Consider the following 11545-nt stretch of genomic DNA (forward strand, 5'->3'; position numbering starts at 1 on the left):
AGGGGTAACCTCCTTCCTATTGATACTTATACTAAAGGAGGTGGAACATGGATAAATTAATTAATTTGTTTAGGGTGTTGTCTGATGAAACAAGAATGAGGATATTGGTTCTCTTATATCATAGAAAATTATGTGTATGTCAAATGCAGGGGATATTGGGAGAAAGTCAGCCTAAGATCTCAAAGCATCTAGGCAAGCTGAGGGATATGAAGCTGGTAAATGACGAAAGACAGGAGCAGTTTGTATTTTACTCTTTAAATCAAGACAACAGGATTCTTGGGGAAGTATTGAAGAACATAGTATTGGATATAGACGATTATTCGATTATAAAAAAGGATATTGAGGGGCTTCAAGAGGCTGAATCCTTTATCCTAAAGTTGGGTAAGGGTCTATAAATTAATTATTATAAACTATAGTAGGTGGGTGATTGGAATGAATTTAATAACTCAAGTGTTCACATTTTTAAGCGATCAATTATTAAAAATGACATGGCTCTTTCGATTAGTGGAAACTTTGGTTGAAAAAGTATTTGGCCTTTCTATTCAGGATAGAGTAGGCGGTAGTATACACTTCTTTATTTATGACACCATAAAGATATTTATCCTTCTATCTGTACTGATCTTTGCTATATCCTATATTCAAAGTTATTTTCCTCCTGAAAGAACGAAGAAAATATTGGGGGGAATCAAAGGGATAAAAGGAAATATACTAGGGGCATTATTGGGAACGATTACTCCTTTTTGTAGCTGTTCTAGTATACCGATCTTTATAGGATTTACCGCTGCAGGGCTACCCTTGGGGATTACATTTTCATTTTTAATATCTTCACCATTGGTGGACTTAGCATCATTTCTACTGCTGATGTCCTTCTTTGGGGCGAAGATCGCAACAGCCTATGTGGTGGTGGGGCTGATACTGGCGGTAATTGGAGGAAGCTTGATCGATAGGCTAGGGCTTGAGAAATACGTAGAAGGATATGTTCGAGAGATACCAAATGTAGATGCTGAAATTCCAGAAATGAATCGAAAACAAAGAATTTCCTATTCAAAAGATCAAGTTAAAGAAATTATCCATAGGGTGTGGCGCTATGTTTTAATTGGGGTTGGAATCGGTGCGGTAATCCACAACTGGATTCCTCAATCAATGGTAGAGCAGTGGATAGGCTCCAACAATCCTTTTGCAGTACTATTGGCAACGATTATTGGGATACCTATGTATGCAGATATTTTTGGAACATTACCAATCGCAGAAGCTTTATTTATGAAGGGGGTAGGAGTTGGTACGATACTGGCCTTTATGATGGCGGTAACAGCTCTTTCCTTACCATCTATGATTATGCTAAGTAAAGTTGTGAAGCGTAAACTATTAGGAGTTTTTATTGGTATTGTGACTGCAGGAATACTGATTATAGGATATTTATTTAATGCTTTTGCATACTTCTTTATCTAAGCTTTCTTAAATATAATTAAAGTAAAATTCATTTGTCGTATAAATTGCAAAGATCATAGCAAACTCCGACTGTTAGTTTAAAGGACTAGTAGGCGGAGTTTTTTTGACCCTAAGAAAACAATCTACCCTTGGGAGAAATCATTGGACATGGTGAAGAAAAGAGGTTCTTTCCCTTGAGAAGACTGAGACTTAGTAGTGATTGAATAAAGCAATAAGAGGAGGAAAATACTAAAATTATTAAAAAATCATTAGCATTAATTCTGTTGACATCATATAGATGATATTCTATACTTTAAGTATAGATAATTATCGATATGTTCATGAGAATTAACAATTGAAAATTTTTTATGATAAATAAAAGGAGTGGAGTTAGATGAAAAAAATGGTGATATTTGAACCAGCTATGTGTTGTTCTACAGGGGTTTGTGGCCCTTCGGTAGATCAAGAACTATTAAGGGTTTCTACTGTAATCAATAATCTAAAGAATAATGGAGTAACTGTGGAGAGACATAACCTAACCAGCAATCCTTTAATATTTGTTCAAAATACAGAGATAAATACAATGCTAGATCAAGAAGGCATTGAAATCCTACCAGTGGTGATGGTGGATGGGAAGGTTGTAAAAACGAAGGGATATCCAACAAACGAAGAATTTTCCTCATTTTTAGACGTGTCAGAAGACTGTTTAAAACCACCAAGTAAAAATGAATCTAAAGGATGTTGTGGTTCTGACGGTGGCTGTTGTTGAAGCATAAAAGGAGATGAACTTGTATGTTACTTAAAGACTTTGATATAGCAGATATTAACTTAACCAAATATTTATTCTTTACTGGTAAGGGTGGGGTTGGAAAGACCTCAACAGCCTGTGCTATTGCAGTAGCTTTAGCTGATCAAGGTAAAAAAATAATGTTGATTAGTACCGATCCAGCTTCAAATCTTCAAGATGTTTTTAATACAGAACTCAATAACAAGGGAGTACCCATCAAAGGCGTCCCCGATTTAGTAGTCGCAAATTTTGAACCAGAAAAAGCCGCTGCAGAATATAAGGAAAGTGTAATAGCGCCCTATAGAGGGAAGCTACCAGAGGCAGTAATCAATAATATGGAAGAGCAACTATCTGGGTCATGTACAGTGGAGTTAGCAGCTTTTAATGAGTTTTCAGGCTTTATTACAGACAAAAAAGCAGCTATGGAATATGACCATATTGTATTTGATACTGCACCTACAGGCCATACACTAAGAATGCTAGAACTACCTTCAGCGTGGACAAATTTTATCAACGAAAATACCCATGGTGCATCATGTCTAGGACCATTATCTGCCCTTGAAGATAAAAAAGAAGTCTATAAAAATGCAGTAGAAAATCTATCTGACGGAGAAAAAACGACTCTTTTACTGGTTTCTAGACCAGAAGAATCATCCTTAAAAGAAGCAGAAAGAGCGTCTATAGAGCTTCAAGATATAGGAGTGAATAATCAAGTTTTAATCGTCAATGGGGTCCTAAAGCTTCATGATGACCAGCTTTCTATTGCTATCTATCAAAAGCAAAAGGCAGCACTAGACCATATGCCAAATGGACTTAAGACGATTCCCACTTTTGAAATTCCCCTAAGACCCTATAATATAACAGGGATAGAGAATGTTAGGGGATTCTTTAAGAATGATGTTGCTAAACCTAGTAGCGATACATTGAATGCAAGCCATATTCCTAACTTAAATGATGTAATAGAAGACCTATATCAATCGGATAAAAAAGTTATCTTTACAATGGGAAAAGGTGGAGTTGGAAAAACCACCATAGCCGCTACAATTGCATTGGAACTTGCTAAGAAGGGTAAAAAAGTACATTTAACCACCACTGATCCAGCAGACCACTTAAAGTTTGTATTAGAGGAAGGTAATAACCTTACAATAAGCAATGTGGATGAGAAAAAAGAGTTAGAAAAATATAAAGAAGAAGTGTTAGGTAAAGCAAGAGAGACAATGAGTGATGATGACCTTGCCTTTCTTGAGGAAGAATTAAGCTCCCCTTGTACTCAAGAAATGGCTGTATTTAGAGCTTTTGCTGGAATAGTAGAAAAGTCAGAAAATGAGGTTGTTGTTATTGATACTGCACCTACAGGCCATACGTTATTATTATTAGATTCAACCCAAAGCTACCACAGGGAAATTGAACGATCTCAAGGAGATATACCAGAGTCTGTTAAAAAGTTATTACCTAAGCTAAGGGACGAAAAACATACGGAAGTGATCATTGTTACCCTAGCTGAAACGACCCCAGTTTATGAAGCCATAAGGCTGAAGAAAGATTTAGATAGAGCAGGGATTAATGTAAAGTGGTGGCTTATTAACTCGAGCCTTTATGCCACCAACACCACCAATGAAATACTGAAGGTTAAGGCAAGTAATGAAATTCAGTGGATTAACAAGGTAAATGAAGTATCTAAGGGTAATATTGCAGTGATTAAATGGATTCCAGAAGAAGTGAAGGGTGAAAATCTAAGTAAGCTATTCAAATAATCAATCAAGTATATAATTGATGGAGGCGATCTAATGGAGGAGAAAATAAAAATTCAGATGTTTGGAATAAAGCATGAAAGGGTGGCAGAGCCCTGCGGCTGAGGCCCAAGCACAGACTGCGGTCCTAGTGAGGATCCAACAACGATGGAAATGTATAAAGACCTTTGTAGATTTCTAGAGCAAACAGATGTAAAGGATAAATTTGAAATGACATTTATTGATTTAGAGGAAGAAAACATGGAGGATTTTGAAAATGCAAAAAAAGTAATTGAGAGAGGGCTTAAACTTCCCATTACTCTTATCAATGGAAAACCAGCTTTCTCGGGAAAGGTTGACCAAATTAAAACTTATCAAATTGTAAAAAGAATGTAAATCCTAAAAAAAGTAGCATCATTACGAAGTTGGTTGATGCTACTATTTCTATTGTCCTAATAATTCTTTGCAATGCACTTCATGCTCAAGGCAGTAGTTGATGTATCGTTGGAAATATTGCAATAAAATAATAATAAAAAGGGTATCTTCATCCTATATGAAAATACCCTTTTTATGGATAATAGAATCGGAAGTAGCTATACCAACCTAGGTGTTGCTTTTTTAACTTTGTTGCCTCAATCGTTATCATAAATTGGTGCATCATCATCCTTTCTTGGTTTTGACTTTTGTACAAAATGGATATGAACTTTACCTTGAAAATTTAGTGATTAGCTTCAAACGCGTAATTTATGCTTTTAAGGTGGATTGGTAGGAAGCTACCGGATTCTATTTACTTTATTATATAACAGAAAAGTCAAAAAAGGAATATAAATTTTTATAAAATATAAAATATTCTGAAATTAATTTAAAACGACAGCATTGACACCATCATTAGTGTGTGTTATAAAGAAAATATTGAGGAATATCAATGTAAACGGAGGCGATGGTATCAAAGAGTTAGTAGATATTTTTAAAGCCCTATCGGATGAGAATAGAATAAAAATAGTACAAATGCTAGTGGGGGGAGAATTGTGTGCCTGTGATATACAGGAACATTTTCAACTGACCCAGCCTACAATATCCCACCATATGAAGGTGCTGATGCAGTCAGGTTTGGTGGAAGGAGAAAAACGAGGGAAGTGGATGTTCTATTGTATAAATGATTTAAGGATAAATGAGCTAAAAGCATTTATTGATGGTGTTACAAAAAAAGGATTTGAAGATGACCAAACAATGATAGACAGAATTAGCTATTGCCAATGTGATGGTGAAAGGAAAAAATAATGCAACTCATTCACGATAAGATATCACTATTGGAGAAATAGAACGAAAGTAAGCAACGAAAGGTATACGTATAAATTATTAAGAACAAATGGTGTAATATCATTTAAAAAAATATTTTATTACCTACAGGTTTCTACAATTTTCTAGGTGTCAAGGGGTTATAATGTACTGGGACATGAGTTTACAAGAGTAGAAATGGGGTATTGTCCTAATACTAACACCAAAGTAAAGGGAGGAATAGAAGTGTTCTTAGTAATTTTCGCAGTAATTATCTTTTTATTAGCATTTGCTTGGAGTCTTGGGGGAGGCTCACTAGTGATTGAAGAGGACTAGTAAAAACTAATCAAAATATTGATTATGATAATCAGGATAGTGTGGAGCTCATACCATTACTATCCTTTTCCATTGATATACCCAAAGCTCTATAATATTGAATCATAGAGGATGGAGGATGTTTTAAATCTTCTTCTTCTTATACAAAATATAAAGGATGATAAAACCCACAACCACAAATAAAAAAGTAAAGAGGGCCTGAAGCCACAAGTCCATATAAATTCCTCCTGCATAATTCTTTTTCAAATGCTCTATATTACTAGTATTAAGAAAAAGAAACTACATTATGCTAGGGAGAGATTAAACATGAGAGTTTACATTGAGATTGTACTACAAACAATATTGGCCTTTTTCTCAATACTTTTCATTACCCGCATTTTGGGGCGACAACAGGTTTCACAACTAACTCTTTACGAATATATCAATGGGATTACTTTTGGATCTATAGCTGCCACATTGGCAACAGACTTGAACCAAAGGACTTGGCATCATTTGATTGGTATTTTCTTATTTGGCGTTCTTACCCTTGCAGTTGCCTATATGGCTAAGAAAAACAGAACCTTTCAAAAGTTGGTGGAGGGGGAGGCCGTTATGGTGATTAGAAATGGAATGATACTAGAAAATAATTTAAGTCGTTTTCAATACACAATAGATGAGCTGAATGTACTCTTGCGGAAAAAGGATGTTTTTGACATTAGAGACGTCAGGTATGGGATATTAGAACCAACAGGAGAGTTGAGTATCATAAAGGTTGCAAAGAAGGAATATGTGAGGGCGGAGGATTTGGATTTATTGACAAAACAACAGGAACTACCAACTGAGGTGGTGGTGACGGGGACAATTATTTATCAAAATCTCCAGTCTAAAGGATTGACGGCCCAATGGTTGTTTCAGCGACTCAAGGAAATGGGAATAAAGGATATTAAAGAAGTAATCTATGCAACCCTTGATGATACAAATCAACTGTATATAGATGGACGGAAAGACCATCTAGTTGGCAAAAAGAGTATTTCTGAAAGTGACCAGACGGAAAAATAAAGAAACCATTATGAATTGTTAAGTGTGGCAACATAAGGTATAATAAAAGTACATAGTAATAGATAAGTGGGGAATATTGGTTAACATGATTGCGTAGAATAGCGTATTAATGTATAAAGACTATTATGGTATTTTTAAGTAGTATACCGTTGAAAGGAAGATTATTATGGGGAAGACCAACCAAAAGGAGGCCCGTCCAACCTCAATAGGAGGACAAGCCTTGATAGAAGGGGTAATGATGAAGGGCCCTAGAGAAGTGGCGATTGCAGTAAGAAGGCCAGACAATACGATAGCGGTAAAGAAGGAACCTGTTTCAGGCTTGACAAAAAAGCTGAAGCTAGAGAAGATTCCTTTTATTAGAGGAGCAGTTGCTTTAGTAGATTCAATGGTACTAGGGGTTAGGTCCTTAACCTACTCCGCCGAGGTGGTGGAGGAGGGCTTTAAAGATGAAGAACCTGATAAATTTGATTTATTTTTGCAAAAAATCTTCAAGGATAAAGCCAATGATGTGATGCTATACACCTCTGTATTTCTAGCAATATTGATGTCTGTAGGAATCTTTATTTTAGGGCCAACATTTTTAGTAAGTTTGTTTAGTCGATTTATTACCGATAACACCGTGGTGCTAAATCTTATAGAAGGTTTTGTGAGGTTGGCTATTTTTACAATCTATATTGTGTTAGTTTCTAAGCTAGAGGATATGAGAAGAGTGTTCCAATATCATGGAGCAGAGCATAAAGCCATTTATTGCTATGAAAATGGTGAAGAATTGACGGTGGAGAACACTAAAAAATATACGACACTACATCCCCGTTGTGGAACCAGCTTCCTATTTATTGTAATGATGGTAAGTATGTTGGCGTTTTCTGTAATGGGATGGTCAAGTTTATTAGTTAGAGTGGTTTCTAGATTGGTGTTATTACCATTGGTTGCTGGAATCTCCTATGAAATTATTAGACTGGCAGGAAAGAGTACATCACCACTTATGGCAGTAGTAAACTATCCTGGGATGATGATGCAAAGACTAACCACCATTGAGCCAGATGATCAGCAAATAGAAGTGGCATTAGAAGCTCTAAAAAATGTTTTAGTGGAAAATAAGGAGGAAGCAGATTGGTAAGGATTTTTGATCTGTTGAAGGAAGCAAGAGAAAAATTTAATTCAGTTGGCTTAGATACACCTCAGTTAGATGCTGAGGTGATTCTATGCCATTTACTAAAGGTGGAAAGAATACATCTGCACATGTATCCCGGGAAGGAAATTTCCTGGGAAATATGTCGGAAATTCAGAGAAGCGGTTGAGAAAAGGGCTAAATTTATGCCAGTCCAATATATCATCAATCAACAGGAATTTATGGGAATGAACTTTTTTATTGAGGAAGGGGTACTGATTCCACGGGGAGACACAGAAATTTTAGTGGAGGAAGTCCTTTCCCTATACAAGAAATACTATCCTACTCAACAAATAAAAGTAGTGGATATCGGCACAGGCAGTGGAGCCATCACCATCAGTTTGGCAAAGTTCATCGAAAGGATAGAAGTTATATCCATTGATATATCACCTAAAGCCCTAGAGGTGGCAAGACGAAATGCTGAAGGCTTAGGGGTAGTAGACAAAATACAATTTGTACAAGGAAGTATACTGGAGCCCTTGAGGGATAATGGACATGACAATGGCCTACAAATGATTATTTCAAATCCTCCCTATATACCTAGGGCTGTGGTGGAGGGTCTACAGCCCCAAGTAAAAGACTATGAACCCCACCTTGCTTTAGTGGGGGGAGAGGATGGACTAGATTTTTATCGGGAGATTATTGTAAATGCCCCTCTGTATTTAGAAGATGATGGATGGTTAGTCTTTGAGATTGGTTATGACCAAGGAGAATCGGTTTCCTGCTTGATGGAGGCTAGAGGGTTTAAAGAAGTTAAGGTAATAAAAGATTTAGCAGGTTTAGATCGAGTGGTATTAGGCAAAAAATAGTGATATAAGATTTTCAAAGCATAGTCACAAATGCTAAAGTATGGTATAATATTTAAATGTGTAAAATAAAATGCGGTAGAGGTGAATTACAATGCTAGATAAACTAGCTTTTTTAGAAGACAAATATATTGATTTAAGCAAAAAAATCAGTGACCCTGATGTAATCAGCAACCAACCGGTTTGGACAAAGCTGGTAAAGGAACACGCTGAATTAGAACCTATTGTTGAGAAATATAAGGCCTTCAAGCAATCAGAGGAATCGTTGGCAGAGGCAAAGGAGATTCTTTACGATAAGAGTGCAGATGAAGAATTAAGAGAAATGGCAAAAATGGAAATCGGTGAAATGGAAGAAAAGATTGGAGAATATCGTGAAGAGTTAAGGATTCTTTTATTACCTAAAGATCCCAATGACGATAAAAACGTTATTGTTGAAATTCGTGCAGGGGCTGGTGGAGATGAAGCGGGTCTGTTTGCTGCTGTGCTTTTCAGAATGTACACGCGATATGCTGAAGACCGTGGCTGGAAAGTAGAAATGATGAGCGTCAATGAAACTGGTGTGGGAGGATATAAGGAAGTCGTCTTTATGATTCGTGGTAAAGGTGCTTACTCTAAGCTAAAGTTTGAAAGTGGTGTTCATAGAGTCCAAAGAATTCCAACTACAGAATCAGGTGGAAGAATTCATACATCTACTGCCACTGTAGCAGTATTACCAGAGGTTGATGACGTAGATTTCCAACTAAATATGAATGACGTAAGGGTAGACGTTTTCCGTTCATCTGGTGCAGGTGGACAGAGCGTTAACACCACCGACTCTGCTGTTCGGGTTACCCATGTTCCAACAGGTTTGGTGGTATCTTGTCAGGATGAAAAGTCTCAGCTTTCCAATAAGGAAAAGGCACTGACAATCCTAAAGGCTCGTTTACTTGATCAAGCAATTCAAGAGCAAAATGCAGAGGTTGCTGAAAACAGAAAGAGCCAAATCGGTACAGGAGATAGAAGTGAGCGGATCAGAACCTACAACTATCCTCAAGGAAGGGTTACTGACCATAGAATTAATGTAACGATCTATAAACTTGACTCCTTCCTAGAAGGAGATATTGAAGAAATGATTCAAGCTCTGATTACTTCTGACCAAGCTGATAAACTGAAAGAAATGCAACAATAACATAAGATAATAAGAATTATGATTTTGACACCTTCTATGATAGTGGATGCTATTGTAGGAGGTGTTTTTTTATAACGAATAGGAAAGTTCTACATTTAATTAATATAAAAGAGAACTTTTTCGTAAATGAGTTTCAACATAAGTCATCAATAAATCCTCCGAAGGAAGACTTTGTTCTAATCAACAAACGCAATAAAAATTTAGCAACTTTGGAAATGTCATATTGTGTCGAAGGATAATAAAAGGAATATAATGAACAGTGTCGAATTGTACACTCTAAGTTAACTTTAAGCTTTTTGGTGCGTGATCAAATCATACAAAAAATAAAGCCATAAGGGGAAAATCATACAGAGCCAGCTATTATGATGTGGTGATATTTTAATCGAGTAATATGAAAAAAATTGCAATATAACGAGTAAAATCAGACTGGTGTTGGAATGTTAGTTGACAATAGAGTTGCAAGTCAGACAAAAATTGCTACAAAAGTTGGTGGAAAGGTGTTTGCTGTAGGTGCAGTAGTTACTTCGACTGGCATGGGAGTATATGATAATATCCAAAATGGAACGGATACACAGAGGATAGTAACTGATGCAGTAGTTGATGCAACGTTTAGTGCAGGTAGTGTTGCTGCAGGTGCGGCCATTGGCTCAGTCATTCCTGTTGCTGGTACAGCAGTAGGTGCAGTTGTTGGAGGTGTAGCGGTCGTTGGAGGTTCTGTCCTAGCATCGGGAACCTTTGATACAGTAATGGAAAAACCTAAAGCACAAGTTAAAGAATGGGTGGATGTTGCAGCGGATTTCTATATGAGCTCATTTAAGTAGGAGGAAGATAAATGCTATTTAGAGTAACAAGAAAGATTGACAATATAGATTTTGTCATTAAGAATAACGTAGTGCTAATGATATTTATAATGGCTGCAAGTTTACTGAACTTTGGTTTGAGTATTTTCAATATCGTTTTTGTTGGACTTTCAAGCAGTGTAATTATTGCATATAGGTTCCAGTGGAAGAAAATGAATGACTCAAGACAACGAATGTTGGTTGGTATAAGTTACATGGTCAACTCTATTTCAATGTTTGTCATAGGTTTTGTTTTGGCTGAAGTTCCTTTCATCTTGTTATCAGTATCTTTTATTTCGTTTTACGTAATTGAAATATTTTTAATAATTTACTCTGTGTTAAAGCAGTCTGGTGAGAAAGACGATGAAAATAATAATCAGTTAAAGTATTCTACTGCGGCATTAATAACTGCATCATCACTAGGTGTTGTTATTTCGACATATATACGAAGAGCATTATCATATGATATTAGAATAACGACTGCTGCATTTGTATTTATCGGAATGTCATATATTTTTGCATTAGGAGCTAGGTATATTGTGCTTGAGTTAAAAAAAAGCTGACAACATAAAAAGGAGTAATCTCACCACATAATTCGACACACAACCCATGGTTTCGACAATCCCAGTCAGACCATGGGTTTCTCTTTGTCCATCAATAAAAATCTCACGGGAGAAATAACATTCTGCAGTCACTTCAAGCGTATCCGTCAAATACATCCCACATATGAAGAAAATTCTATCTATGAGATAATTCTCGTAGATAGGTCTTTTGCTATTTCTTAGATTTAAAGGGGGTTCTACATTCTTCCGGCAAGGTCTCTGACCAAGTGAGAAGATGATCCAGTGCACCAGGGCTAGTAAGTTTCGTGTTTGGGAGCTCTTCAAATAGATACTTTAGATAGTAAAAGGGATTTAACCCATTCAATCTAGATGTCTCTATAAATCCCCCATGGGACAAGGGT

At 36.4% G+C, this 11545-nt stretch carries 14 protein-coding genes; 13 read left to right on the forward strand and 1 reads right to left on the reverse strand.

The window, feature by feature from the left end; translation table 11 throughout:
* Positions 1–47: 47 nt before the first annotated feature.
* The 13 genes from JOC73_RS08050 (at position 48) to JOC73_RS08110 (ending at position 11144) form a co-directional block, all read left to right on the forward strand.
* The gene (locus tag JOC73_RS08050; protein ID WP_204401900.1) at positions 48–395 is read left to right on the forward strand and encodes an ArsR/SmtB family transcription factor; all 348 of its coding nucleotides are present in this window, start codon (positions 48–50) and stop codon (positions 393–395) included.
* Between the two features lie 37 nt (positions 396–432).
* Positions 433–1449: a permease gene (locus JOC73_RS08055; protein WP_204401902.1), complete on the forward strand. Its 1017-nt coding sequence runs from the start codon at positions 433–435 to the stop codon at positions 1447–1449.
* Positions 1450–1822: 373 nt separating this feature from the next.
* On the forward strand, positions 1823–2197 hold the full coding sequence (gene arsD / locus JOC73_RS08060; RefSeq protein ID WP_204401904.1) for an arsenite efflux transporter metallochaperone ArsD: 375 nt from the start codon (positions 1823–1825) through the stop codon (positions 2195–2197).
* Between the two features lie 23 nt (positions 2198–2220).
* Positions 2221–3969: an arsenical pump-driving ATPase gene (gene arsA / locus JOC73_RS08065; RefSeq protein WP_204401906.1), complete on the forward strand. Its 1749-nt coding sequence runs from the start codon at positions 2221–2223 to the stop codon at positions 3967–3969.
* A gap of 144 nt (positions 3970–4113) precedes the next feature.
* Complete coding sequence (locus tag JOC73_RS08070; protein WP_243427894.1) at positions 4114–4341, forward strand: hypothetical protein; 228 nt, start codon at positions 4114–4116, stop codon at positions 4339–4341.
* A 516-nt stretch (positions 4342–4857) separates the two neighbouring features.
* Positions 4858–5226 (forward strand): ArsR/SmtB family transcription factor, encoded by a 369-nt coding sequence (locus JOC73_RS15290; RefSeq protein WP_207755077.1) that lies wholly within the window; start codon positions 4858–4860, stop codon positions 5224–5226.
* Positions 5227–5373: 147 nt separating this feature from the next.
* Complete coding sequence (locus JOC73_RS08080) at positions 5374–5559, forward strand: hypothetical protein (protein WP_204401908.1); 186 nt, start codon at positions 5374–5376, stop codon at positions 5557–5559.
* Positions 5560–5865: 306 nt separating this feature from the next.
* Complete coding sequence (locus JOC73_RS08085; protein ID WP_204401910.1) at positions 5866–6597, forward strand: DUF421 domain-containing protein; 732 nt, start codon at positions 5866–5868, stop codon at positions 6595–6597.
* A 166-nt stretch (positions 6598–6763) separates the two neighbouring features.
* Positions 6764–7717, forward strand: a complete 954-nt coding sequence (locus JOC73_RS08090) for a DUF1385 domain-containing protein (protein WP_204401912.1) — start codon at positions 6764–6766, stop codon at positions 7715–7717.
* Positions 7711–8577 carry a peptide chain release factor N(5)-glutamine methyltransferase gene (gene prmC / locus JOC73_RS08095; RefSeq protein ID WP_204401914.1) on the forward strand — a complete coding sequence of 289 codons (867 nt, stop codon included), beginning with the start codon at positions 7711–7713 and terminating at the stop codon, positions 8575–8577. The genes JOC73_RS08090 and prmC overlap by 7 nt, the downstream gene beginning before the upstream one ends.
* Positions 8578–8668: 91 nt before the next feature.
* Positions 8669–9742: a peptide chain release factor 1 gene (gene prfA, locus JOC73_RS08100; RefSeq protein ID WP_204401916.1), complete on the forward strand. Its 1074-nt coding sequence runs from the start codon at positions 8669–8671 to the stop codon at positions 9740–9742.
* Positions 9743–10179: 437 nt separating this feature from the next.
* The gene (locus JOC73_RS08105; protein ID WP_204401918.1) at positions 10180–10563 is read left to right on the forward strand and encodes a hypothetical protein; all 384 of its coding nucleotides are present in this window, start codon (positions 10180–10182) and stop codon (positions 10561–10563) included.
* A gap of 11 nt (positions 10564–10574) precedes the next feature.
* The gene (locus JOC73_RS08110; protein WP_204401920.1) at positions 10575–11144 is read left to right on the forward strand and encodes a hypothetical protein; all 570 of its coding nucleotides are present in this window, start codon (positions 10575–10577) and stop codon (positions 11142–11144) included.
* Between the two features lie 211 nt (positions 11145–11355).
* Here the strand turns inward: JOC73_RS08110 and JOC73_RS15510 are convergent, their stop codons facing one another.
* Positions 11356–11541 carry a transposase domain-containing protein gene (locus JOC73_RS15510; RefSeq protein ID WP_279381043.1) on the reverse strand — a complete coding sequence of 62 codons (186 nt, stop codon included), beginning with the start codon at positions 11539–11541 and terminating at the stop codon, positions 11356–11358.
* Between the last annotated feature and the right edge of the window lie 4 nt (positions 11542–11545).

Origin of the sequence: Alkaliphilus hydrothermalis (assembly GCF_016908555.1) — a bacterium.
GTDB classification, from domain to species: domain Bacteria; phylum Bacillota; class Clostridia; order Peptostreptococcales; family Natronincolaceae; genus Alkaliphilus; species Alkaliphilus hydrothermalis.